The 26,591-nt window shown below is 35.8% G+C and carries 21 protein-coding genes and 1 pseudogene; 14 read left to right on the top strand and 8 right to left on the bottom strand.

The window, feature by feature from the left end:
• Nucleotides 1–73: 73 nt before the first annotated feature.
• Entirely contained in the window at nucleotides 74–556 is a 483-nt protein-coding gene (locus tag BC008_RS03245; RefSeq protein ID WP_027842642.1) for an adenosine-specific kinase, read from the bottom strand.
• A gap of 175 nt (nucleotides 557–731) precedes the next feature.
• Between BC008_RS03245 and atpD the strand changes: the two genes are divergently transcribed.
• Nucleotides 732–2,156, top strand: coding sequence for a F0F1 ATP synthase subunit beta (atpD, locus tag BC008_RS03240; protein WP_058183105.1), 1,425 nt, complete (start codon nucleotides 732–734; stop codon nucleotides 2,154–2,156).
• An 83-nt stretch (nucleotides 2,157–2,239) separates the two neighbouring features.
• On the opposite strand, the gene BC008_RS03235 is transcribed toward atpD, so the two are convergent.
• Complete coding sequence (locus BC008_RS03235; RefSeq protein WP_235595784.1) at nucleotides 2,240–2,578, bottom strand: four helix bundle protein; 339 nt, start codon at nucleotides 2,576–2,578, stop codon at nucleotides 2,240–2,242.
• Between the two features lie 110 nt (nucleotides 2,579–2,688).
• Between BC008_RS03235 and BC008_RS03230 the strand changes: the two genes are divergently transcribed.
• From BC008_RS03230 to BC008_RS03170, 13 genes are all read left to right on the top strand, one after another.
• Nucleotides 2,689–3,078 carry a F0F1 ATP synthase subunit epsilon gene (locus tag BC008_RS03230; protein ID WP_027842640.1) on the top strand — a complete coding sequence of 130 codons (390 nt, stop codon included), beginning with the start codon at nucleotides 2,689–2,691 and terminating at the stop codon, nucleotides 3,076–3,078.
• Nucleotides 3,075–3,377: an AtpZ/AtpI family protein gene (locus tag BC008_RS03225; RefSeq protein ID WP_027842639.1), complete on the top strand. Its 303-nt coding sequence runs from the start codon at nucleotides 3,075–3,077 to the stop codon at nucleotides 3,375–3,377. The genes BC008_RS03230 and BC008_RS03225 overlap by 4 nt, the downstream gene beginning before the upstream one ends.
• Complete coding sequence (locus tag BC008_RS03220) at nucleotides 3,370–4,611, top strand: cation:proton antiporter (RefSeq protein WP_027842638.1); 1,242 nt, start codon at nucleotides 3,370–3,372, stop codon at nucleotides 4,609–4,611. The genes BC008_RS03225 and BC008_RS03220 overlap by 8 nt, the downstream gene beginning before the upstream one ends.
• Nucleotides 4,604–4,918, top strand: coding sequence for an ATP synthase subunit I (locus tag BC008_RS03215; protein WP_027842637.1), 315 nt, complete (start codon nucleotides 4,604–4,606; stop codon nucleotides 4,916–4,918). Before BC008_RS03220 ends, BC008_RS03215 begins: the two co-directional genes overlap by 8 nt.
• A 171-nt stretch (nucleotides 4,919–5,089) precedes the next feature.
• Nucleotides 5,090–5,785: a F0F1 ATP synthase subunit A gene (locus BC008_RS03210; protein WP_027842636.1), complete on the top strand. Its 696-nt coding sequence runs from the start codon at nucleotides 5,090–5,092 to the stop codon at nucleotides 5,783–5,785.
• A 120-nt stretch (nucleotides 5,786–5,905) separates the two neighbouring features.
• The gene (locus tag BC008_RS03205) at nucleotides 5,906–6,175 is read left to right on the top strand and encodes a F0F1 ATP synthase subunit C (protein WP_027842635.1); all 270 of its coding nucleotides are present in this window, start codon (nucleotides 5,906–5,908) and stop codon (nucleotides 6,173–6,175) included.
• A complete protein-coding gene (locus BC008_RS03200; RefSeq protein ID WP_058183103.1) occupies nucleotides 6,175–6,966 on the top strand; it encodes a F0F1 ATP synthase subunit B family protein in 792 nt (263 codons plus the stop codon). Before BC008_RS03205 ends, BC008_RS03200 begins: the two co-directional genes overlap by 1 nt.
• A 56-nt stretch (nucleotides 6,967–7,022) precedes the next feature.
• The gene (locus BC008_RS03195; protein ID WP_027842633.1) at nucleotides 7,023–8,558 is read left to right on the top strand and encodes an alternate F1F0 ATPase, F1 subunit alpha; all 1,536 of its coding nucleotides are present in this window, start codon (nucleotides 7,023–7,025) and stop codon (nucleotides 8,556–8,558) included.
• An 8-nt stretch (nucleotides 8,559–8,566) separates the two neighbouring features.
• The gene (locus BC008_RS03190) at nucleotides 8,567–8,827 is read left to right on the top strand and encodes a DUF1816 domain-containing protein (RefSeq protein ID WP_082650471.1); all 261 of its coding nucleotides are present in this window, start codon (nucleotides 8,567–8,569) and stop codon (nucleotides 8,825–8,827) included.
• A gap of 560 nt (nucleotides 8,828–9,387) precedes the next feature.
• A complete protein-coding gene (locus tag BC008_RS03185) occupies nucleotides 9,388–9,948 on the top strand; it encodes a peptidoglycan recognition protein family protein (protein WP_058183101.1) in 561 nt (186 codons plus the stop codon).
• Between the two features lie 349 nt (nucleotides 9,949–10,297).
• Complete coding sequence (locus tag BC008_RS03180) at nucleotides 10,298–11,251, top strand: F0F1 ATP synthase subunit gamma (RefSeq protein WP_027842632.1); 954 nt, start codon at nucleotides 10,298–10,300, stop codon at nucleotides 11,249–11,251.
• 237 nt (nucleotides 11,252–11,488) lie between these two features.
• Nucleotides 11,489–12,088 (top strand): hypothetical protein, encoded by a 600-nt coding sequence (locus BC008_RS03175; RefSeq protein WP_058183099.1) that lies wholly within the window; start codon nucleotides 11,489–11,491, stop codon nucleotides 12,086–12,088.
• A 417-nt stretch (nucleotides 12,089–12,505) separates the two neighbouring features.
• Nucleotides 12,506–15,769: a PAS domain S-box protein gene (locus BC008_RS03170; RefSeq protein ID WP_058183097.1), complete on the top strand. Its 3,264-nt coding sequence runs from the start codon at nucleotides 12,506–12,508 to the stop codon at nucleotides 15,767–15,769.
• 94 nt (nucleotides 15,770–15,863) lie between these two features.
• On the opposite strand, the gene BC008_RS03165 is transcribed toward BC008_RS03170, so the two are convergent.
• From BC008_RS03165 to BC008_RS03140, 6 genes and pseudogenes are all read right to left on the bottom strand, one after another.
• The gene (locus BC008_RS03165) at nucleotides 15,864–16,949 is read right to left on the bottom strand and encodes a hypothetical protein (RefSeq protein WP_027842631.1); all 1,086 of its coding nucleotides are present in this window, start codon (nucleotides 16,947–16,949) and stop codon (nucleotides 15,864–15,866) included.
• A 20-nt stretch (nucleotides 16,950–16,969) separates the two neighbouring features.
• Entirely contained in the window at nucleotides 16,970–17,518 is a 549-nt protein-coding gene (locus BC008_RS50270; protein ID WP_058183094.1) for a trypsin-like serine peptidase, read from the bottom strand.
• Nucleotides 17,466–18,869 carry a hypothetical protein gene (locus BC008_RS50265; RefSeq protein ID WP_027842629.1) on the bottom strand — a complete coding sequence of 468 codons (1,404 nt, stop codon included), beginning with the start codon at nucleotides 18,867–18,869 and terminating at the stop codon, nucleotides 17,466–17,468. Before BC008_RS50265 ends, BC008_RS50270 begins: the two co-directional genes overlap by 53 nt.
• A 57-nt stretch (nucleotides 18,870–18,926) precedes the next feature.
• Nucleotides 18,927–22,931 carry an AAA domain-containing protein gene (locus BC008_RS03150; protein ID WP_027842628.1) on the bottom strand — a complete coding sequence of 1,335 codons (4,005 nt, stop codon included), beginning with the start codon at nucleotides 22,929–22,931 and terminating at the stop codon, nucleotides 18,927–18,929.
• Nucleotides 22,932–23,357: 426 nt separating this feature from the next.
• Nucleotides 23,358–24,797, bottom strand: coding sequence for an efflux RND transporter periplasmic adaptor subunit (locus BC008_RS03145; protein ID WP_027842627.1), 1,440 nt, complete (start codon nucleotides 24,795–24,797; stop codon nucleotides 23,358–23,360).
• Between the two features lie 1,278 nt (nucleotides 24,798–26,075).
• Nucleotides 26,076–26,540: pseudogene (locus BC008_RS03140) on the bottom strand (IS630 family transposase); the annotation flags it as partial.
• Nucleotides 26,541–26,591: the final 51 nt, after the last annotated feature.

Here is a 26,591-nt window from a genome sequence, read left to right as displayed (position 1 = left end):
AATAATGTTTGGCGAGTATATTTTGCTTTACCAGTTAATCACAAACTCTCAATAATTTAAGAGCCATGACAGTTTAAAGCTTATAACCAATCTGACGGAGAAAATCTTTACGAGCTTTAACATCTTCAGGAGATTCTACACCCCGAGGAGAAGAACCATCCACAACTCCGATAATTCCTCGCCCTTGTTCTGTTTCTACAACAATTACTTCTACCGGATTAGCAGTAGCACAATAGATATTGCAAACCTCTGGAGATTGCTTAATGGCATTAAGAAAGTTTATCGGATAAGCATCTTTCATTAAAATGACAAAGCTATGTCCCGCAGCGATCGCCATTGCATTTTTCTGCGCAACTTCTTGTAAAGACTCATCATTTCCCGACACGCGAATTAAGCAAGGTCCCGATGCTTCACAAAAAGCTAATCCAAATCTGACTTGCGACGAATTGGTAACCATCACCTCATGCAAATCCTCAACAGTTTTGATGAAATGGCTTTGACCGATAATAATATTACAGTCTTGGGGTATTTCGATTGCAACTATTTTGATTTCCATACACTTATTTTGTTTTTAGTTTTATATTGAAAAAATAATGTGAGGGAATTGTGAACATGCAAAATTTACGTGTAAAGGTTAGTATTCTTTGATAAATCTGGGACAATTGACATTTCCTCACAACTTCCTCAACTTTCATCTTTTAAACTTGAGTTAATCTGAGGCATTGCGAACCATGACCGCATATCAAGTTGCAGATCAAACCAAGTTAGGAAAAGTGGTTTCAGTTCGGGGTAGTATCATTGATGTCCAGTTCCCCAAACCTATACCGGAAATTTACAATCAGCTAAAAGCTGGTGAAAATGGCGAAATTATTATTGAAGTCATAACTCATGTCAATGCTGAGATTGTTAGAGGTATCGCTTTAACTCCAACCTCTGGCTTAGCTCGTGGTTCAATGGTCGTTAACACTGGAAATTCATTGGAAGTACCTGTAGGTAAGCACTTGTTAGGCAGGATGTTCAATGTATTTGGAGATACTATTGATGGCAAAGAAAAAATCAATGATGGAGAGTGGCGCTCTATACATCAAGTCTCGGTTCCGTTGGTAGAACAGTCTACCAAATCAGAAATTCTAGAGACTGGGATAAAAGTAATTGATGTACTTGCACCGTTAGAGCGTGGTGGTAAAGCTGGATTATTTGGTGGTGCTGGTGTTGGCAAGACCGTTTTAATTACAGAAATGATTCACAATATAGTTAGTCAGCACTCGGGGATAAGCCTATTTTGCGGTATTGGCGAACGCAACCGAGAAGCAGAAGAACTTTACCGGGAAATGCAATCCACAGGTGTTTTAGACAACACTGTATTAATATTTGGTCAGATGAATGAACCACCAGGGGCAAGGTTTAGAGTCGGTCATGCAGCTTTAACCATGGCTGAGTATTTTCGAGATGATGCGAGACAAGATGTACTGCTTTTAATCGATAATATATTTCGGTTTATTCAGGCAGGGCAGGAAGTTTCTGGATTGATGGGACAATTACCTTCTCGTGTGGGTTATCAACCAACTCTATCAACAGAATTAGCCCAATTAGAGGAAAGAATTAGTACAACAAATAAAGGTGCTATTACTTCCGTACAAGCAGTTTATGTCCCGGCTGATGACTTTACGGATCCCGCAGCCGTTCACACTTTCGGTCATTTATCAGCATCCATTGTCTTGTCCCGCAAACGAGCCAGTGAAGGTTTCTATCCAGCAGTCGATCCCCTGCGTTCTAGCTCTAAAATGCTAACGCCAAGCATCGCAGGTAAGCGTCACTATGAAATTGCTCAAGCAGTCCGACAAACTCTGGCAAATTATGAAGATTTGAAAGATATTATTGCCATGCTGGGTATCGAAGAGTTATCGGTAAATGATAGGAAAACAGTTTATCGATCGCGACGACTAGAGCGATTTTTAACTCAACCTTTCTTTTCCACAGAGCAGTTTATTGCCAAAAAAGGTAAATTGGTCAATTTATCAGCAGCATTAGATGGTTGCGAAAGAATTTTAAATGATGAGTTTTCAGAGTACCCAGAAGCAGCGCTTTATATGATTGGAGGAATTGATGAAGTTGGGCATGGGGCATTGGGCATTGGGCATGGGGATGGGGCATAGAGAATTAGTGCAGCGTTCTGTTTCCTATGGATTTGAGGTAAGCATTGAGTTTGGGTAATAGTTCATCAGTTATTAATTTAAGTTTATTGGTCTGGTCTTTTGTTAATAAGTTTTCTAACGTAGGCTAATCTCAACCAACTAATTGTTTCGTACAAAGAACCTCTGGCAATTTTAACAAATCGGCGATTGTCTTGGTCGTTAAAACGTCCTCGCCCCTCTGCAATATTTGCACACACGCTATCAGCAGACCTAACTATTTGCTTACCAACTGTATTTTTCTCAAAGCTGTTCCAGGTTTTGACAATACTCCAAACCTCATTAGCTAATTTTTCAGCTAATTTATAAACTTCCAAGTCTTCAAAATCAGGTTTTGCCAAACGATCTTTTCCAGCAATATTACTATTTAGTTTTATTATTCCCAATTGCCAATTTCAAAATCATAAGTTCAAAATCATAAAACTAAAAAAATCCCCATTACTTATTACCCAATGCCCAATGCCCAATCCCCCATGCCCAATTCCCAGGAATCTTTATGAAACTAAAAGTATTGTTACCAACAGAAATTCTCATAGAAGAGGTAGTCAGCAAAATCACTGCTGAAGCAGAGAACGACTCCTTTTGTCTGTTAGCCAATCATGTTGATTTTGTGGCTGGATTAGTTCCTGGGCTTTTATTTTTTGAACTGGAAGATGGGAAAGAAGTATTTCTCGCCATAGATGAAGGGATCCTAGTTAAATGCGGTTCCCAAGTCTTGGTATCAGTCAGAAATGCAATCAAAGGAAATGATTTAGAAACTTTGAAAAACACCATTGCACAAGAGTTTCGTAGTTTGGACGAACGAGAGAAAATGACTCGTAGCGCCCTTGCTAAACTCGAAGCTAGCTTTGTGCGAGGTTTTCTGGAAGTCGGAGGGAAGTCATGAAAGACAAACCCCATAAAACTTGGGAAAAATTTCAAAAGCAAGTCAGTACTAAATCAGAACGTAAACTGAAAGCACGAAAAGAGGGAAATCATGCTATTTGGTTTGGTTTAGGTATGTTTGGCATTATTGGTTGGTCGATTACAATTCCAACTTTGCTGGGAATTGCTTTAGGAATTTGGATTGATAGCCACTTTCCCAGCCCTTATTCCTGGACTTTGATGCTGCTGTTTGTTGGCGTCGTTCTTGGTTGTATGAACGCTTGGTATTGGATCGAACGGGAACGCTGCAGCGATGACTGAATCTGTACCAATGCTTCCACTGCTAGTTTTGTTGATGGGTCTGGCGATTACCATAGCTATATTTGCTAAAGCTTTATTGGGCAAAATTGGTATTCCAGCCTTAGTTGCTTATTTGACAGTTGGTTTTCTGCTAAAACTTGCAGATACACATTGGCATTTGCTCTCGCAAGAAGGGGAAGAAATTTTTGAGTTTTTGGCAGAGATTGGGATTATTTCATTGTTGTTTAGAGTTGGCTTAGAAAGTGATTTACTAGAACTATTAAGCCAATTACCTAAGGCATGCAGTATTTTCATTGGCAATGTTGTATTTAGTGGTGCGCTGGGATTTATTACATCTTATTTCTTACTGCATATCCCACTGACCCCGAGTTTATTTGTAGCTATTGCTTTAACTGCTACTAGTGTTGGGGTTGCAGTTGGGGTGTGGAACGAAGAAAATACAGTCCAATCTCAAAATGGCAAAATTCTCTTGGATGTAGCAGAATTGGACGATATTTCCAGTGTTGTATTAATGGCATTGCTTTTTGCTGCAGCATCATCAATTCACAACGGTCATCAAATTTCCTTAATAAAGCTTATAGCTCAAACGTCAGGCATATTTTTTGTGAAAGCAATCCTATTTGCTGCTTTTTGCTTATTCTTTTCCCGCTACCTGGAAAAAAAATTGACTCGGCTTTTTAATCAAATCGAAAAACCTCCAGATCCGATGTTAGAGATAGTGGGAGTTAGTTTTATCATAGCTGCGATCGCTGAATTATTAGGATTTTCCGTCGCTATTGGGGCATTCTTTGCAGGACTTTTATTCAGTCGCGATGCCGAAGCCGTGAAAATAGATGCCTCTTTTGGAGCCTTATATGAACTATTTACCCCATTCTTTTTTATTGGTATTGGCTTAAAAGTCGATCCCAGTGCATTCAATACAAGTTTAAGACTCGGGTGTATTTTACTTATCGCAGCAATACTGGGTAAACTAATTGGTGCAGGAATACCAGCTTTTTTTACCACAGGCTTTACAGGGGCTGTACTCATAGGTACTAGCATGATCCCCAGAGCGGAAATATGCATGATTGTTATGCAACGAGGATTACAGCTTGGTGACTGGGCAGTACCTCCAAATATATTTTCAGCAATGGTTTTTGTTTGTGCAGCTACCAGCATCATTACACCAGTGTCGTTACATTTCTTGTTCAAACGATTACCACCGGTTAAAGAGGGAAGTATTTCTTATGAGTAATTTTTTGGATATTTTCATATCGTTTCCACTGGGATTTTTCCTAGGATTTTTATATTTCAGTAGCCTGTGGTGGACAGTAAAGCAACTACCAACAACTCAACAACCAATTTTTTTGATTTTGGGTAGTTTTATTGCTCGTTTGAGCATAGCTATTCTTGGCTTTTACCTAGTTATGGACGGACGTTGGGAAAAGTTAGTAATTTCTTTACTAGGCTTTGTTTTAGCACGGAGTATCTTGATTCGGCGTTGGCGTCCGCGAGGTATTTCTAAGAAGTTAATAAATCGTGCTGATTATCCAATAATTTAACTGTTTAATTTAGCTTTTCAAAGGAGATAATATCTGTAAGGCAATCTTTATAAAAGTCATGTTGTAAAGTATTAATTCACCAGAATATTCACCTCATAAAATTATTCCTGCTGGTCTCTTCAAGAAGTACTTTTGGGAGTAGTAACCTTAAAATTATGACAACTTAAAACTATGGCAAGCGACCTTGAAAAGATACTTAATCCTGACACTATCGTGTTATTCCAATGGGGAACAATTACTCTTAATGCCACAATTGTTTTTACCTGGGCGATCGCGACATTTTTAGTAGTAGTTTCTTGGTTCGTAACTCGCAAATTATCAGTAAAGCCAAAAATACCGCCTTTGCAAAGTCTATTAGAAATAATTGTTGAGGGGATTGCCAATCAAATTCGTGAAGTAAGTCAACAAGAATCCCAAGAGTATATAGGTTTTGTTGGTACTTTATTTTTGTTTATTGCAGTTTCAAATACCCTTGCCATTGTCCCTTTTTATCAGCCACCAACGGGTTCTCTTTCGACAACAACGGCTTTGGCATTGTGTGTATTTGTTGCTGTACCATTCTTTGGAATTATGAAACGTGGCGCAATTGGTTACTTAAAAAATTACATCCAACCCACGCCTTTCATGCTCCCATTCAATATTATTGGCGAGTTTTCCCGAACTTTGGCATTAGCTGTCCGACTCTTCGGCAACATTATGAGTGGCAGCATGCTTGCTGCAATTCTTTTATCCTTTGTGCCTTTTTTTGTTCCCATCCCTATCCAAGCATTAGGCTTATTAATAGGAGTAATTCAGGCATATGTTTTCGCGATGTTAGCAATGGTATATATTGCTTCTGCCACTACAACTCACCAACAGAATAGATAACTTAGGACTAAGGTATTAGGAACTAATAACAGTTAACTGATAACTGATAACTGTTAACTGTTAACTGATAACTGTTAACTGTTAACTGACAACTGACAACTGACAACTGGTAACTGAAATATGGATAATCTTGGTTTGATTGGTATGGCATCGATTGTTACTGCTGGTTTAACAATTGCGATCGGTTCTATTGCACCTGCTTTGGGAGAAGGCATGGCAGTTGCTAGGGCTTTGGGTGCGATCGCTCAACAACCAGACAAAGCTAATGTCATTACCCGTACCCTGTTTGTAGGATTAGCAATGATTGAGTCTACTGCAATTTATTGCTTTGTAGTTACAATGATTCTTTTATTTGTAAATCCCTTCTGGAATCACTTTAAGGGAGGGTAATGATGCTAATTGAAGTTAATACAGTTATCGCCCAAATTATTAACTTTTTAATCTTATTTATTTTACTCTGGCATTTTTTATATAGACCCATACTTCAGACAATCAAAAAACGCCAAGCAATGATTGATGAACGCTGGGAAAATGCTGAGGTTTCTCAAAAAAAAGCACAAAGAGAAGGTACTTTATATCGGCAAAAACAAAAAGAACTACAACAACAGCGAGAAGCCATCATGATACAAGCACAGCAAGAAGTAGAGCAGGAACGGCAAAAGCTTTTGCTCCAAGCACGTTGTGAAGTAGAACAAATGGAGGCAAAATGGAAGGATGCACTAGCACAAGAAAAAGATAATTTTCTACTTGCTTTAAGACAAAAGATACTAGGAGAAACTAACAAAATTGTTCGCCTTGCTCTCCGAGATTTAGCCAATGCAGACTTAGAAGAACAAATAGTTACAACCTTTTGTCAACGTCTACAGCAAACAAATAAACTCCAATGGCAAAAAATTGCTCAATCTCTTTCAAACTACAATCAACCAATTGTGATTAGTAGCAGTTTTGAAATACCTTTTACAAGTCGACAAAAGGTAAGAGAAACTTTAAATTTAGTATTACAAAATGCTGGTTTTAGACCTCCAAAGGGTGATGTATCAAATGAAAATTTATTCAAGTTTAGAACTTTACCCGATTTAATTTGTGGGGTTCGAGTCAATTTAGCAGGATATGAAATTTCCTGGAATTTGGATGACTATTTGCAGATATTAGAAGAGCGTTTATCGGCAACTTTTAAATAAGTAGGCATGGGAATTTAGATCGGGTACTTATTAATCACCATAATTGAGGTGAAAAAATGGAAGATAGTACTAATTATTTGCGGGTGGTTATAAATGATACGGGCGAGGTTTTCCAACAGGTATTAAATAGTTACCATGCCCAAATTAATATCCGTGAAACTGGCATAGTCAAGTCTGTGGGGCGGAGTATTGCTCATATCTCAGGTTTGCCGGGTGTTAGGGCTGATGAACTGCTTTATTTTTCAAAACCTGGGATGAAAACACCTCTATTAGGAATTGCCTTTAATCTTGATTCCGATCAAGTTGGCGCAATTGTATTAGGAGAAAGCAAACATATCGAAGCAGGTAGTCAAGTTTACCGAACTGGTAGAGTTATGGATGTACCCGTAGGAGAACAACTCCTGGGTAGAGTTATAAATGTCATGGGTCTTTCGTTGGATGAGGAGGGAACTATTGAAACTACAGAACGCCGTCCTGTAGAGCAAGAAGCACCGCCAATTATCAATCGTGCACCCGTGACAGTACCATTACAAACAGGTTTAAAGGTTGTAGATGCTTTGATCCCCATTGGTAGAGGTCAGCGAGAATTAATTGTAGGAGATAGACAAACTGGAAAAACTGCGATCGCTTTAGACACTATCATTAACCAAAAAGATAAAGATGTTATTTGTGTTTACTGTGCTATTGGTCAACGTTCCTCAGCAGTAGCTAAAGTAATCGCTACTTTGCGCGAACAAGGGGCGATGGAATACACCATCGTGGTGGTTGCTTCTGGAGAAGACTCACCTGGATTACAGTACGTAACCCCTTACGGAGCAACCACAATGGCAGAATATTTTATGGGAAAAGGGCATGATGTTTTAATCGTATATGACGATCTAACTTGTCATGCAAGAGCATACAGAGAACTCTCACTTTTACTACGTCGTCCTCCTGGTAGAGAAGCTTATCCCGGAGATATCTTCTATATTCATTCTCGCCTATTAGAGCGATCTACCAATTTACGTCCAGAGTTAGGAGGGGGTTCTTTAACTGCATTACCAATTGTAGAAACACAAGCACAGAATATTTCTGCATATATTCCTACTAACTTGATTTCGATTACAGATGGTCAAATATATCTCTCCCCCGACCTATTTCAAAAAGCTATTTTCCCGGCTGTTGACGTAGGTAAATCAGTTTCGCGAGTTGGTGGTAAAACTCAACTAAGCGCTTATAGTGCTGTTGCTGGAGATCTAAGACTTTCTTATTCTCAATTTCAAGAAGTTGAAGTTTTCGCTCGTTTTGGTACACAATTAGATGAACAAACGAAAGCAACTCTGAATCGAGGACGGCGCGTCCGGGAAATACTTAAACAACAGCAGTCTCAACCTTTATCAGTAATCGAACAAATAGTTGTTCTTTTGGCAGTAACTAGTGGTTTTTTCGATTCAGTACCCTTAGATAAAATTGACGAAAGTAGTAAAATATTATTCCAAGCTGTGAGGAAAAACTTACCTCAAGTCTGCAAAAACGTTGAAATGGGTAAAAAGTTAAGTGAGCGAGAACTTCAGGCAATTTTGACAATAGCAAATAGAGAAATTAAGGAGTAAAATTTGCGATGAGTATTCCTTTCTTAAGTAACATTTCTTTATTAAAAGAGTTTCCTTTTTTAAGTAAATCAAATACGCCTTATTGGATAAAAATTACGACCAATAGACCTAGATGTACTTACTACTTTGGTCCTTTTGCAAGTAGCAGAGAAGCAGAGATTTATGAAGATGGTTATATAGAAGATTTAGTTCAAGAAAAAGCTTTAGGAATTTGTGTTGAAACCAAACAATTTGAACCAGAATATCTGACTATTTGTGAGGAAGAATAGAAATCGCACATTTAGTTAAAGGGGAAGGATAAAATAGCTATTATGCTAAGCTTTTCCCCTAAATTCCATATATATATAACAAAAGTATTCCTAACCTCTGCAAACTTAGCAACTTGATCGAGCAAAAAATCTTAGATACATTTATTTTTTACTTTATCATTAATAGCTTATAAGTAGCTGGGTCCAATTAAATATAAAATAGACTATTCGACTGATGCTTAAAAGATTCGCAACAAATTACATAGACCCCAAATGGGTTCTATAGATAGGGCTTGCTGAATAAAATTGGAAATTATTGACATATCAACATCTCTGCAACATCTCTAAATACTAAGTTAATCAACAGCTTAATTAGTAGCAATTGTTACAAAAAATCAAGATGTGATCTAACTTACTTATTTAAAAACTTTTTTGCTGTTACGATTTTAACTCACTGGAATTGTAACTAGAAATACTTTTTTGTTTTTATGAATTAACTATTGAATTTATAGTTCGATTCAATCTCTATTTAGGTATCAATTCCAGAAAAATTTAGTATTGTAAAGCATGGAAATCATACAATGAAACGTGGTGAGCTTGGAGCAAGTCTTAACTTAGAAGTTGAATTAATCCCAGATGGTCGCCCAAATCGTCCTGGTACTCCAATTAATATAAAAAAGATTACTGTACATAACACTTCAAATACAGGTAGAGGGGCTGATGCAAAAAGCCATTCAAAATGGGTAAGAAATATGGGATATTATGAGTTTAATGGAAGAAAAAACTATGTTTCTTGGCATTACACTGTTGATGATAAAACAGTTATAAAGCAATTGCCCATTTCAGAAAAAGGGTGGCATTCAGGTCGTGGTAATTCCTTAAGCATTGGTATTGAAATTTGCATGCACCAAGGCATCAATCAAAATGCAGCATTTGATAGAGCATCTCGTCTGATTGCGGCTCTTTTATACGATTTAAACTTATCTCTTGAAGATGTTGTTACTCATAAGTACTGGACACAAAAAGCATGTCCTATTCTATTACTAGATGAAGAGAAATGGGCAAGTTTTAAAGACAAAATTCGTGATTATTTGGAAGGGATTTTTCAGAGCAATCAAGATTATAGTGACGAGGATGTTTAATAGAAATAAAAAACATGTAACCGCCTATTTTATAGGATTTGAATCAAACAAAGAGAGACATTATCTTGCATAAATTGTATCAGTGATACTCTAAATTTATATTCACAAATTAGATTTCAAATACTGCTATTTTTTTCGTAGTATGTTGACTGATTTTATAAGGGTTTTATATTAATAAAAGTTATTTTTATAAAACCCTTTTTCTATCTATTTCGTCAAATTTTGTCCTGTACTGAACTTAGAATATAGATAATTTCATTTCAGGGATATAGATTTGAAAATATATTTTCTAATTAGAACCTTTAAAATAAAATTATAAAACTTCTCGATAAAAAATAAAGGAATTAATATGCAAAGTTTGGAAGCATTGACAGCACAAATTGACAGCATTAAAGATTTGCAATCTGTGGTTAAAACCATGAAAGCATTGGCTATTGTAAGTATTCGCCAATATGAGACAGCTGTAACAGCACTAGCAGACTATAATCGCACCGTTGAAATGGGATTGCAAATTTTACTTCGCCATCGTTACTTTAGCGAAGAACCTGTTATGCTTCCCAGTGATGTGACTGACCACCAATCAAATCGGAAGGTGGGTGTAGTAATTCTTGGGTCAGACCACGGTCTATGCGGTCAATTTAACGAACAAATAGTATCCTACGCTCTCAAACAACTCAAAGAGCTACAGATCGAACCAGAAAAATGTGCAATCGCAGCGGTCGGTGCGCGCTTAATTCCTTACCTAGAAGCAGCGAAACAAAGAGTTGATACGCAATTTTCTTTACCCAATTCTGTTGTGGGTATCACATCAATGGTTCAAGAGATATTATTGATGGTTGAAAGCTGGAGATTTCCTCAAGAAGATAAGTTAACCTCTTCTTATGATGTGGACTCTATGGTTTTACCCGTGGATAAAATTATTCTTTTTTATAATAAATCCTTCTCCGCTGTGTCCTATCGTCCTCAAAATTTGCAGCTTTTACCCATGAATGCTCAATGGTTACAGAGTTTGGAACAGAAACCATGGTATTCAGAAGGTCTACCGATGTTTACAATGGATTGGAATGAATTATTTTCGTCTGTAATTCGTCAATATCTTTTTGTTTCTTTGTATAGAGCCTTTGCAGAATCATTAGCTAGTGAAAATGCTAGTCGTGTAGCATCCATGCAAGCTGCGCAAAAAAATATTGAAGAACGTTTAACAGAACTCAATTCTGAATATCGTCATCAACGTCAAAGCTCTATTACATCCGAATTGCTTGACATTGTATCTGGTTTTGAAGCTTTGAATCAAGACACATAATAAAAGTTAACTGGATGCAAAATAAAGTTTATACACTTACTTGTGAGTGACTTTATCCTCACTTACGTGATTTTTAATCTTGCAGCAAGAAAAAAGTGCAAGATAGTTGTTTTATCTACTTATTATTAAGAAACCTCACAAATTCCTCAAATTAATTATTTACTTTAGAAGTGCAGAGTCAGTCTCATTGTAAATGAGTAGATTCAAACTAATGACGCACAAAGCAAGGAGGGCATAATGAAAATTGTACAACGCCCTAATTTCTTAATTATTACTATTATCTGCATGATATTTTTACAAGGGCTGACAGGGTGTGGTCTCATACCATACACTCGATTTTACCGACCAACTATTTTTGCTGATAATTCTATTTTTGATACAACAAAATTACAAGAGTTAAATCATCAGTTAGTATCAGAAAATATAGTTCAGAATGACTGTCCTAAATGGGATACAAGTGGAAGAAGATACAACATTAAAACAGTAGAAACAATTAATGGCAAAGTATTAGGATTAGATTATTTTACTTCTAAGCACAGAATGTCTCACGGCGTACATTTACAACTCCAAACAACAAACGAAGTAATTCCTATTCATGTGGGACCATCTTGGTATCTTGAAAACCAAGAAATTGAGATTAAACCAAATGATACATTAAAAATCGTAGGTTCAAGAATCATTTTTGATGAGAAACCAGCGATTATCGCCGCCCAAATAACAAAAGGAGAAACTACCGTAAAATTACGAGACGAAAATGGCTTTCCTATGTGGAGTGGTAGAAGAAAGCAAGAATCTGATTGGAATAAGGAAGGGTTCCCGTATCTTTGTAAAGCATAATCTGCTTAGTAAATTCAACCTAAATTTTGAAGTTTACTTATAAGTCCTTCAATTTCTCGAATTAAAAAGTATTATAGGAATTAAAAAGTGTTTTAGATAAGATTTTCTCTTTATTTTATCTATTTCATGAAAATTTTTGCTGTCAAACAACTATAGACATAGATGGTAAATACTTACCATGCTATTGTGTAAATTATTCACCAATTATATGCTACCGATTCAAGCTTTGAGCGGTAGTTAACCAATAGAAATTAAGACTTTATTTTATGAAAAAATATTAAGCAAAACCGGACAATATTTGTAAATTATAAATTCAATATCAAGGTATTATTTAAAGACTGACACAACCTTAGACATGTTATATCGTAAACATTGGAGAAGCATTACTTTAACCACAATAATTTACCCGTATTCCCTATGCACAACCAACGATTTGCTCTGGAAAAAGCTATTGAACATAATTATATAATTGTATCTCCCAATACATCTTTGGTTGCAGTTATTGAGTTGATGAGTAATGGGTATGTAAAAAATTGTGAACACTTTGAAAGCACTCCAGCGATTAATAAACAATATTTAATGCCAACACGTGGTTTATGTGCATTAATAGTAGATGATTCGCAAGTAATTGGTATTTTTACTGAGCGAGATATAGTTACAGTAATTGCTACAGCTAAAAAATTAGAAGAATTGACTATTGCAGAAGTAATGAGTCGGGAAATCATTACTCTGAAAATCGATGAGATTGAAGATATTTTTGCTCTTTTACATTTGAGTTACGAGCGTGGAATTCGTCACATACCAATTTTAGACCGGCAAAATCAAATTTTAGGAATTATCACTCCCAGAGGTATAAGAAGAACATTACATCCTAGTGAATGGTTGAGATTTCGCTGTGTCAGCGAAGTTGTAACTACTCAAGCTACTTATGCTTTTCCCACAGCATCATTAACTGACGTGGTTAATTTGATGGTTAAATACCATGTTAGTTGTGTGGTAATTGTGCAGGAAGACAAAGATAGTCAAGAATATAATAATTCAGAAGTTTTGGATTTAACTCCGGTTGGGATCGTTACTGAATGGGATATTTTGCAATTTCAACGACTAAAGTTAAATTTTGCAGACATCCAGGTACAAGCTGTGATGAGTACTCCTTTGTTTACAGTACATCCATCCGACTCTTTATGGTCAGTACACCAAAAAATGCAGCAGCATATGATACGACGTTTGGTTGTGACTACAGAAGCCGGGAAATTAAGGAGTATAATTACAGAAAGTAGCTTACTGCAAGCCTTAGACCCTAAAGAAATGTATGGGGTTTTAGAACTATTGCAGCAAAAAGTAGAACAGCTACAAATAGAAAGAAGTGAATTATCACAAAGCTACGCCAAACAAACTCAACTTTATCAACAAGTACAAACAGCACTTGAAGAACGCAAGCAAGCAGAACGAGATCGCGATCGTTTTTTCTCGCTTTCTATGGATATGCTTTGCATTGCTGGTTTCGATGGTTACTTTAAACGGATAAATCCGGCTTTTGAAAAAACCTTGGGTTATACAAGTATAGAACTACTTGCTTCTTCATTTTTAAGTTTTATTCATCCCGATGATATACCAGCAACATTAGCAGAGATGGATAAACTTGCTCGGGGAATCAAAACTATTGCTTTTGAAAATCGCTATCGCTGCAAGGAAGGTTCCTATAAATGGTTGCAATGGAATGCAACTCCCTACGGCGAATTAATATATTCTGTAGCACGAGATGTAACAGAACGCAAGCAAATGCAATTGGATATTCAAGAAAGTGAAAAAAGATATCGCTATATCTACGAGAATACTCCGGTTATGTTACATTCAATTGACAGTTCCGGAAATCTGATTAGTGTTAGCAAATATTGGTTAGAAAAGTTGGGTTACGAGCGCAAGGAAGTATTAGGACGCAAGTCAACGGAATTTCTCACTCCAGAATCTCGGAAGTATGCAATAGAGGTAGCCTTACCGGGATATTTTGAAAAAGGTTTCTGTCAAGATATCCCATATCAAATTGTCAGAAAAGACGGAAAAATATTAGATATATTGTTATCTGCAATTGGAGAACAAGATGCAGACGGTAATGTGATTCGTTCCTTAGCTGTTTTAATTGATGTAACTGAACGAAATAAAGCTCAACAGAAAATCGAAGAACAAGCAGCTTTGTTAGATGTGGCTACCGATGCAATTTTAGTTCAGAGTTTGGACGACCGAATTTTATTTTGGAACCAAGGTGCAGAACGTTTATATGGCTTTACGTCAGCAGAAGCCTTAAATCAGAATTCTCAAGACCTGTTATATCCCGAGGTTTTTCCCCCAGAATCAGAACAAAAAATCCAACAGATGCTTTTTGAGCAAGGTAAATGGCGAGGGGAATTAAAACAAATTACCAAAGATAACACTGACATAACAGTTGCTAGTCGTTGGAATTTAATGCGAGATGAGCAGGGAAATCCTAAATCAATACTTATTGTTAATACTGACATTACCGAGCAAAAGAAACTAGAAATTCAATTTCTTCGAGCACAACGTTTGGAAAGTATTGGGACTTTATCTGGTGGTATTGCCCACGATTTAAATAATATTTTGACACCAGTTTTAGCGATCGCTCAACTCTTACCCCTGAAACTTCCACAAGCAGACGAGCACACGAAACATTTATTCGACATGCTACAGAACAGTGCGAAACGGGGAGCAACTTTAGTCAAACAAGTATTATCATTTGCACGTGGAATGCAAGGCGATCGCACAACACTACAAATTAAGCATATAATTTCTGAAATTAGGGAATTTGTTCGTAATACCTTCCCTAAATCTATTGAAATTGAGGTGGGTATAGCTCGAAATTTACACACGGTTTACGGAGATGCAACGCAGTTACATCAGGTATTAATGAATCTTTGCGTTAATGCCCGGGATGCCATGCCTGATGGTGGTACGTTGAGTATAAATGCGGAAAACCTTGATATTGATCGAGATTATGCCGCTATGAATATCAATGCTAAAGTAGGGTCTCATATCACAGTTACAGTTTCGGATACGGGGATAGGAATTCCTCCAGAAGCTTTAGAAAGAATCTTTGAACCGTTTTTTACGACCAAAAAACAAGGAAAGGGTACAGGTTTAGGGCTTTCAACTGCAATTGGTATAATCAAAAGCCATGATGGTTTTATAAATGTATACAGTGAGGTTGGTAAAGGTAGTCAATTCAAAATTTATTTACCAGCAGCACATACAGCAGAAACTATACGGGATAGTCAAGAAGAAATACCAATCGGACAGGGAGAATTAATTCTGGTAGTAGATGATGAGCCAGTAATTAGAGAAATTAGCAAAACATCCTTAGAAGACTATAATTATCAAGTACTTACGGCAAGCGACGGAATAGAAGCGATCGCAGTTTACGTTCAACATAAAAATGATATAAGTGCGGTCATCATGGATATAATGATGCCATCAATGGATGGTTTAACTGCAATCTACAACTTACAGCAAATAAACTCCCAAGTTAAGATTATTGCTGTTAGCGGACTACCCTCAACTGAAAAAATTACTGCGGCGAAGAACGCTGGAGTTAAAGCATTTTTAGCTAAACCTTATACTAGCAAAGATTTGTTGCAAAAATTACATGAAATAATTAGTATTACATAATATATTCTTAAATTTTTATTGTAGAAACTATTTTCTATGCTCATATATACACTCAGAAGATGCATACACTCAGAAAATTCATAATAAATTTTAGTTAAAAAAACTGTTCTAAAGCTGCTAATTCAAGTTCTGTTGCTGAGTCAATTTGTGGTATTGAACGCTGCATAATCGAATAAAGCGATCGCTTCTGTACTTTTGTCGCTTGTAAACCCAATTCCTGTAAGAAGTCTTTAATTTTCAGTACCATCAGCTTACGGTCAGATTTTGTAATATCAGGACTGCGATAAATTGTTGTCTGAATAGCAGGTAAAAGAAACTGTTTAACCTTCTCATATTCTCCTGATATAACTCCATCTTGGGCTTGATTAACTAGCTCTTTTATAGTGAGTAATGATTCCCAATCTTGTTGTTTGCGCTTTTCTATGCGAAATAACATATAACTGTAACCTTCTAACGGTTTACCGTCACGTATAAATACTTTTGTATTACCTGGTGAACCAAGATAAAGACTATCATTGACGACACAAAGTGCATCATTATTAATCTTGCTCTCTTCAGCTAGAATTGCAGCAAAAAAACCCGCTCTGAGGTAATTACTCCCACCTCCCTCAGCTTCGGTAAATGTTTGTTGATAACCAAGTTCTAAGCGTCGGTCTCCAATGTCTAATAAATCTTCAATTCCCTGGTAAACTGGTTCTGCTAGCTTTAAAACCCTCGAAAGTTCTGGTACGGGTAATAGTTCAGAAAATCTTCCCATGGTTTTAATAAATTTACCAACAAAGTCTTCAGCTGCAATGCTGAATAAGCCAGCTTGTAACTCAACTAATCCATTATTGAAGGGGAATAAAGGTGTTAAAGGATAATTGCATTGGATAACTTTATCCAGATTATCTTTAGCTATCTTTTGTAATTGTCCAGGTGCAGCTATATAAGGAATGGTAACAGGCTTACCACCGTGATTAAAACGAATAGCAGCATGAACAACTGGGTATCTTTGTTTAAACCATTCCACATCTTTAGCTAAACGCATCTCTACTAACCAAATGCGACAATAGGCTTCACCTGCATAAATCGCTGTGTCATCATAATCAATATCAACCCGATATTGTGGTAAGAAAAGAGTTTTATATTTGGGAGCTTCACGAGTAAAACTTTCTGAAAGGCTTGAAAACAAGTTCATAAATTTATTCCTCTGTTGCACTAACTAAAGTGCGGTGAAATTTGACTCCAGATGCTACGGATAGGAATAGCTCCTGTCGTACCTGGCTCAAAATTACGACCAATACCTACATTTCCCTGGTGAATTGCAACTAACTCCCATTGATTATTCAAGATTGGTGCACCAGAAGAACCATCATCAGTTTTAAGATTGTGATCGATATAATCTTCTCCTACTTGCATAATTTGTCCCAAGTTAGAAATGAATACTGGATTTCCTCGCGGATGATGAATGATGCGAATTTCTTGACCGCTATCTAATATAGTATTTTCATTAATAGAAATAGCTTTTGGTTGAACTTTACCTTTTATTTGGAGCAAAGCATAATCATACTGTCTGCTTTGAGTAATAAAATTTATATCAAGTTCAAATAAATTTATTTTAGAGTTGTTACTTTCAGACTTATAATCAAAACGTGCCCATGCTTGCTTAACTTGTGTCTTTGTAAAAATATGATTACAAGTAAGTAATAAATTATTATGTATTAATATACCTGTTCCGATTGCATTTCCATCCAGTAGGAGATTCAATCCTAGCAATACTATTACGAGCCTTTAATGCTTCGAAGTTTTCTTGACCTTTTTCGACTAATCTATTGAATAATTCAATATCTTGGTCTCTAAATCCGTAAATGAGTGCTAAATCTGTTAACGACTTAAGAAAATTGATTAACGGATGATAGCTTAAATTCTGATTAGATACTTGGTAGTTTTTGAATGCTGCTACTAGCGACTGAGCGAATATATTAGATCCAGTATCAAATCTGATATTACTTAAAAATGCATCATCAATATTAGCAGTCTCTAAGGCATTATACCGATCGTTAGCAACACTGACCTTAAGAGCAAATTTATTTAGTGCAATAATTAAAGATGGAATATCTTTTTGCTCTAAAAAAACTTCTGGATTCATAACATCTTCATATGTCCAATTTGAATTATAATCTTCTTGTTCGTATGATAAATTATTAACACTTTGAGTAGGTATAATTGGATTTGTACTGGGAACCTGATCAAATTTTTGAGCTAAGCTTTCACTATTACTTTTATTAGATACTTGCAAGCTAGATGATAGTGAACTATTGCTTGCATCTGCTGTCAATACTGTAGTAGTGGGTAAGATAGAATTTACTTGTTGAAATCTACTCTTCAAATATTGGATAAATTCTTCAGTAGAATTTGATTTGTTACGATATTTTTTTAATACTCGATCAAATGGCTTCAGAATTTCCAGGTAAATATTTTTTATGTAATCTATTCGTGCATTTTTTGTATTTTCAAGTTGTTCGGAGTAAAAATCATACCATTGCCAAAGTGACCGGAATTTATTAGGATTTAATACTGCTACTCCTCTACTTTGAATAATTACTATATGCCAGCTAAGTTCTCGATAAATTTGACTATATTCTTGCTCTTTATCATCAATATAGTAAGGTGCATCTCCTAGGGTTGCCACATCTATCATGATGTTCTGTAACTTTTCTATTTTGCTTTTTAATTCTTCAATACGTGAGAATTCTAAATTTAGTTCTAAATCTTCTGATGGAATTTTTTCTAAATAACACTGATATAAAGTAATCTCAACTTGATTACAAATATCTTGATAAATATCGTGAATATATCCCCCTTTTCGAGCAGATTTACGTAATTTATTAGATGTATAATGTTCGTACCAATCCCAAAGAGAGTGAAAACTATTTGGATTTTCAATAGGTAGTCCTTCGTATTGAAGTTCTTCTATTTGTGATTCAATTTCCTGATATAATTCCTTGTATTCTTCATCTTTATCCTGAATACTGTATTTACGAGTAGGAACTCCAATCATTATTGACTGTAGCTCTTGAATATTTTTTAAAAGCTCTTCAAGTTCTATTGATTCCATAAACGTAACGAAAATCTAAATAATATTTTATTGGTTACATAATACGAGGGATTCAAATTATTTCTGATTTCGCAAATTTTCTATGTGGTTTACTAATTCGCTTATCTGATTCTCTCGATCGCGAAACCACTCTTTCGACCAAATTGTATAAATATTCCAACCCAAGTCTTGTAGAATTTTTTGACGTAACCGATTGCGTTCGCGTGCGGTGGGATACTTTTGATAAATTGTTCCATCACAGACTATAGCTAATAGAAATGCTTCTGTTTCTTGTTGTCGCTCGTCGATTATTGCTAAATCAATAGGATATGCTGAACGACCTACCCATTTCTTAACTTTATACCCCCGTTCTGTAAGAGCTTGATAAACATCTTCTTCAAATAGAAAATCAGAGTAGGATAAATTATCATTAAGTTTATCTTCTAATATTCCACCTCCATTTTCGACATAGGCAAAATACTCTTTAATGAGATTTGTTTCTGGATTTTTTGATGGTTGGAAGTCTCCAGATTTGATTGAACTTACTAATATAAATTTACTTTTAGCCCGAGTTATCGCCACGTTCAGTCGTCTTCTTCCTCCTACTTGTGTTAAAGGACCAAAGTTATAAGTTATTTTTTTTGCTTCATCAAACCCATACCCAAAACTAAAAATAATTACCTCTTGTTGGTCTCCCTGAACTTTGTCTAATGGTTTGATAAAAAACTTCCCTGAATCTTCCTGAGAAAACTCTTCAAATTGTGGATTATCTGAACTGAGTTGATTAATTTGTTCCTGTATAGTGTTTGCTTGTTCTTGATTTAAAGTCACAATTCCTAAGGATAAATCCGGATTTTCCTGATTTTCTCGAAAATGATTTAATGCGATTTGTGCTACTTCTTCTGCTTCACGAAGATTATTTCTGTCAGTACCACGAGCATACATCCCATCTTCAACATAATAAAAATGTACGCCTCTACTAGAATCTTTTACAGGATTTGGAAAAGTTAAAAGCTCTGAATCATAAAATTTGTAGTTAGAAAAGGCAATTAAACTCTCATGTTTGCTGCGATAATGCCATTTTAAGGTAAATTTATTTAGGACTGTTGAAGACTCGTCGAGCAAACTTTCATATATTTCTAGCTCTTCGTTGTCAGATGAAGAATTGTTCTTAAAGTAGGACGTTGGGGGTAACTGCTTATCATCACCGACAACAATTACCTGGTTTGCTCGCATAATTGAGGGTACTGCATCTTCAGTACACACCTGAGAAGCTTCATCAAAAATCACAACATCAAATTTGATAGCTTCTGGATCTACGTACTGACTGACAGCAAGCGGACTCATCAAGCAAAATGGCTTGAGGGTTGTCACAAGCTCAGGAACATTTTTAATGAATTGACGTATTCTCTGATGTCCTCTTTTTAATTTATATTGCTGTTCTAATAATACTATTTGTTCTCTCGCCTCTGGTTTTACAGACCATTTTTCCCATCTTCTAGCGTGGAGTTGTTTCAAACGCCCGATCGCTTCTTGGTACTGTTGAGTATCAAGTTGAGAAAATTCTTCTATTCTTTGTTCCTGTCTGTTTTGATTAAAGTTTCGTAATTCAGAATTATTTGAATCTATATATTCTAGCCAGTTTTTATAAACACCTTTTTGCAAGACCGTAAACCAATGCTGAGGGGGAATATCAGACTGTCGCAGCTTGGACAAGAAATCTGTAGCTCCAATCGCTTCTAATTCCTCTACCCTCTGTTTACAGTCTAATAATTGTTGAAACAAAGATAGTTCTTTTTCGGCTTCTTGGATAAAACTTTCTATCACATCTAGAACTTTTCTTTCCAACTCATTAGCTTTAGTCATGCGATACTGTGGAAAGTGTTTTCTCAGAAATTCAAAACCTTCCTGAATGAGATTTATAGAATCTTCCAAATCCGGAAGTAAATTTCTGAGTTCCTGTATTTGTTCATCTGATGAAATAATTGCTGCTACTGCTTTAGAAGATATTTGATATTTTTGCAAATCTTCTAACCAAGTTAATCCATTTTCAATCGCCTCCAAATCAGGCATTCCTCCATCAAAAAATAATTCGAAGTTACGATAATAATCATGCGTCCGATCTCGTAACTTGCTCAGTATTTTTTGACGCTCTAAAGCCTGCTCTATATCTGCTGTCAATTTATTATAATTAACTCGATTTTTTTCTTTTCTTAATGTACAAACACGACGACGAATCTGCCAATAACCAATTCGGAACCAGCGAAAAAATCCTTTATATTCTCGAAACTCTCGCTTCAAATCTCTAATTCTTGACAAATCCCAGTTTAGAAATTCTTGGATATATTTATGATTTAATTCTGAACTAATTTTTTGAAGATTATCAATCTCATTTTTTAGTTGGGAATAAAGTTGTTTTAAGCTATCTAAATTTCTACCTTGAGGACATCCTTTTGGAACACATGGAACATCAATAATATGAGCAACAGCTGGCTGAATTCTGTTTAAGGCTAATAGAGTCCTAGGATGTTCTATTTTTAATAAATCTCGCAAACGAATAGCCGTTTTTTTTGCTAACTCAACTCCCTCTCGTAGATTATTGATATTCTGACTTAATTCGCCGCTAACGTCGGAATCCCATTTTTTTACCGGACTATCCGACCATATAGTATTTTGTTTACCTCGAAAAAATGCCTCAAACTGTCCTAAGTCGTTTATTAAATTCTTAGCTTTCAACAATAATATTTCTTGCGACCAGTCTTGGAGGTTATTAATATTAAATTTTAATGATGGAACTTTTTCTCTTTCCAGTTTCAGAATTTCGCCAAAAAGTTCAAACGCAGATCTATCGATTGGTTTATATCTTTGATGCAAGCTTGCAGTATTATCATTGATAATTTGGCGAGATTTGTCTAATTCCTGAAAGAAAATACCTCGCCTCGTTTTTTGTGACTCCGACTCCTCATTTCGTTGTGATAACAACCCTTTTGTTTTACTTAACTCTGTTACAAATTCCTTGGGACTTATCGCACCTTCCTTGTGGTGTAAATTTAAACATAGCTCTTCAAGCTTACATTTCTCAGAGCTAAATTTTTTATACACTGCTTCTAAGGCGGTTTGCTTTTCAGCCACCAGAAGCACTCTCTTATCTTGAGCGATTAATTCTGCAATGATATTCGCGATCGTTTGGCTTTTTCCTGTTCCTGGAGGTCCCTGAACAACAAAACTTAATCCTGCTTTTGCAGTTTCAATTACTACTTGTTGGCTGGAGTCAGCATCACATATTTGATAAATTGATTCCGGATTAATTGTATCGAGTTGTGTATCTGCAATTTCAATATGATTTGGATTCTCTACAGGTTTTTTCAGAGCAAGTCCTTGCAAAATAGAGTGATTGGCGATGAGTTCTTTATGTTGTTCGATATCTTTTATCATCGCTGTTTTAACAGACTCAAACAAGGTAATACAAGCAGTCTCCTCTACTTTCCAATCTTCCTTCTTCGCGATAGCATTACGTATCTCATCTATAAATCTTTCATAGCCTAAATCTTGAATTTTTTCACTGTCTGGTAAAGTAATATCAAATTCATCCCGTAACTTATTTGCTACAAGAAAATTAATAGTAACCTCTTCACCAGTGGGTGATAGCTTATACTCTGGTGGATTCTTGCCTTTTTTTTGTAAATAAATTGGAATAAGCAGCAATGGAGAAACAAATTCTTCCTGTTCCTGCTTTTTCGAAGACTTTTGGATATCAAACCACGTCAAAGTACCAAGTACCAGGAATAAACTGTTAAATCCCTTCTCACTCAATGTTGATGTGGCTCCGCTTAGCAGTTTTTCAAGAAGCTTAATAAAATCGGAGTCTATTTGCTCATTTACTAAATCCTCGATCGCAACACCTTCGGAACTATCTTCGGCAAATGTTGTAAATAAAGCAGAAGGTTTTACCTTAGAAATCTCAATTTTTGCTTTTTTGGTTTTACTTAGGTTTAGTAGCGGATTATCTTTCTTGTCATCGGTAAGTTTCTTCTTCCACTCTATGATTTTTTCATCAACACCCTGATTCACGTTCTTACTCATTAGCTTTCAAGTATAAACAGCTAATTCAAAAAGCATCGTTTTTTATACATTTTATCGTAAACCAGTTGACTGCATGACGTTGCATTTATCACAAAAATACATGAATTAATAAGAGTTTACTTTTTTAACTATTTGCTTATTAAAGAAGTGTTTTTTTTATTGAAATTCATTTTTCGTCTTGTCTTTATAAAGATTTAGTAAGCTACCATAAAATTTACATTGCATAAATTCACAAAAGTTAAACAGTCCCAATAGAGTTGATTTCAGAAGCGAAATTATTTAATTTATTTAGGACCAATGACAAAATATGACTTCTTAGTGATATAGGAAAAAATTTAAAAACTTTGCAGCCCTTAGTGGTAAAAACTGTAAGTTTTTTTCAGTAAAAAGTATTTTTAGTGGTATATTCTATCTAAGTAAATTCTATTAGCTATTCTTTTTATTAGACCTTACGGCAACACCCACTTCTATTTTTTCATTGGGATGTAAAATAACCGCTTCACCTTCACCTAAGCCCTGACGAACTTCTACCTCATAGTTGCTACGATTTCCAATCTCCACAAATCGACGTTCTGCTTTACCGTTTTTAACGACAAAAACGCACCACTTGCGATCGCAACGGAAAAGGCTGCTTAAAGGTACTTTCAAAATATTGTTGCTTTCCCAAACCACTATTTGTACGTCCACTCGGTAAGCATCACCAAAATTAACCGCTGGGTCAACAAAATCACCAATCACATTTACGCGCTGTTCTTCAACTCCTAAAGCAGAAACTTTAGTGAAAGCTGACGGTTCTACTAACCTAACTTTAGCTTTTAAAAAATTTGTCGGTAAATCCTTAATATCACTATTCCCTTGCTCGATCAGGATTGTATTTCCTGGTTTGATTTTGAGTGCATCCTGTGAAAGAGCATCAATTACCAATTCTAAATCTTTTGGATCGCCAACTTTAATTATTGGAGTACCCTCGCTGACAAAGCTCGAGCTTTTTTGCAAAATTCGCAAGACTTCTCCTTCTATGGGAGAACGGATATTAGTGCGAGATGCATCATCTTGCAATTTTGCCAGTTGTGCTTCAATACTAGCAACCTGAGAATCATAAACTTTGAGCAAATAATCAGGGTCGCGTTGTTCTTTTTGAAGTACCTTGAGTGCAGCTTGTGCAACCTCTAATTCTTTCGTTGCTGCTCTAGCTGCTAAAGTTGCTGATTCTAAACTTTCTTCACGGGTAACTAAATCTAGTTCTGCTCTTTCTCTACTTTGAGAGGGAATTACTCCTTGAGCTGCAAGTTCCTTTGCACGTTTTGTATCGTGTCGGGCTTGTTTGAGTGCTGCTTTTGCTTGAGTTACTTTCGCCTCTGTTTGAAGTTGATTTGCTCGAGCTGCGCTTATTCGACTGCGAGCTTGAGCTAATTGTTCTGATTTTGGTCGTAGGGTCGCAACACCTTGACGTCGTGATTTTGCCTCTGCTAATTTTCCGAGAGCTTCGTTAACCGCGCTATTTAATGGTAAAGGGTCAATCCGGGCGACAATACTTCCTTTTTTTACTAAGTCACCTTCATCTAACTTAATCCTGTCAAGGCGACCATTCACCGGTGCAGAAATGACAAAATCTTCTTTGATTCTGGTTTTTCCTTCAGCATTAACTGTTGTTTGCAGGGTACCACGTTCTACCAACTTAGTATCTACCAGAATTGGTGTTGGACGGAGTGCTAAAATCACAAGCACGCAGGTAGCAAGTCCAAGAGAAACATATATCCACTGTTGGCGAGAGAGTATAGGTATACGCTTTTGAACCAACTGATACCTTGATTTAGGATTTATTTGCTCCTGCTCTTTTTGCTTTTGTAAAGGTAACTGCTTCATGAATACCCAAATATTATGTAATACTAAGTTTTAAATTTATTTATTCAGCTTAGAAAAGTCTTTAGCTGAGAAAAATTGATAAATCTAGAATTTCCTCTAAAGGGATGAATTAAAGTAGATATTTTAATTTTCAGGATCAAAGAGCCGTTGATTAAATTCTAACTAATAGAAAGTAATTTGAGATTCTAATCTACACTAATCCTAACGAATTAATTATTTTTTATATTGACTATTGAAAATCATTCTTGAGATTATATCCTAAAAATGTTTATAGACTTATATTTTAGTTTGTGATTCTAGTAAATAGTGAATTTGTAATTTAGAGCTCATCATTTAGCATTTATGGTTTACACCATCACTTATATGATAAATTGACCAAAATAATTCTAAATGATTAGTATAGAGATATTTCAAATAAACACGAACGTAAATATTAGTAAACAAATACAAATTTACTTTACGCTTTAATAATAAGTTTTTCTTTAATAGATATAATTATAGACGTAGAGAAATAGCTATTGAATCTAATTGGTTTGATTTTCTTGGCAATGATAATTTGTCGGTATTGAATGAAATAAATTCAAGCAAGATAAAGCTATAAATTCTATCGCCTATAGTTGTAATTGTCTAAAAATTGAAACGCGGTCTAGTATTTTAGACTAATTACATAGCTTATAATCAGGAAAATATTGATACTTATCTCTATCATTAATAAAGAATTGATTCTGATTTATTAATGCTTTTTTCTGTATATAAAGTGTTTTTGAAACGTAAAAAATGAGATATATTCAATATTTTTTAGCATTTCAAGCAAAACTGAAAAGCAAATATTAATGCGCTATTTTCGTTGATTTTTAAGCCTTTGAAGTAACAGCTTTTAAAAAGAACTTAGGGATTGTTGTAGGAGGCGATACATGGAAGTCTTTGATTACATAGGGCTTGCTGAAAAAGTAAGATACAGATTGATTCGTTATTCGAGGAAAAACAAAAAATAAGTTTTGAACATATTAAGGCATCAAACACAAAGTTACCCTAATTACTTGTACTCCTTCTGAATCTATTTCAATGTCTTTTACTGCTGTGTTTTGGAGAATATTTGCACCGTAACGAATTGCGGTAGTCATCAAAAAATAGTCACTATCTTGACGATACAAATGTAATTCGTGACCGTAGGGCTGTTTGGGAATAACTGCTTGTAATGAATGCGCAGGATTTTGATATTGGTTTTCTGAGTGATAGAGATAGCTAAAATGTCTTTTATAGCAACCGCCAGGTTAGCTAGGACGCTAAAGTCAAGACATGCTCCATGGCTTCTCGCAGTGTTCCAAAATTCTCGAGTTGTTTGCGAATTCGACTTTTTAGCCATGACCAGCATTTTTCAATCCGGTTTAAATCTGGTGAATAAGGTGGTAAGTAGCACACCTCGCAGCCTGCGGCTTGAACCAGTTCTTCAATGCGTCCACCTTTATGAAAGGTGGCATTGTCAATCACCAGTTTTTGTCCTGGTTTCAGGGTGGGAATCAAGCAGGTTTCTAACCAAGTTTCAAATACCTGACGGTTGCAAGCTCCTTCAATAGTGAAGGGTGCTAACAGCTGTTGACCACAAAGTGCGGCAATCATATTGACTCTACCTGTTCTGCGACCAGACTTTAGGTCATAAAATCGCTCTCCTCGAGGATTGTAGCCATAACCATAGTCATCTCGATAATCCATACCTGACTCATCAGCATAAACAATCTCCTCCTCAAACACATCAAACACAAAGTTACCCTAAACTATGGTTATGAGATCGGA

It is taken from the genome of Mastigocoleus testarum BC008, assembly GCF_001456025.1.
Classification (GTDB): Bacteria; Cyanobacteriota; Cyanobacteriia; order Cyanobacteriales; family Nostocaceae; genus Mastigocoleus; species Mastigocoleus testarum.
The sequence above is the reverse complement of the archived record's forward strand: the minus strand, read 5'-3'. Positions and strand labels throughout refer to the sequence as shown.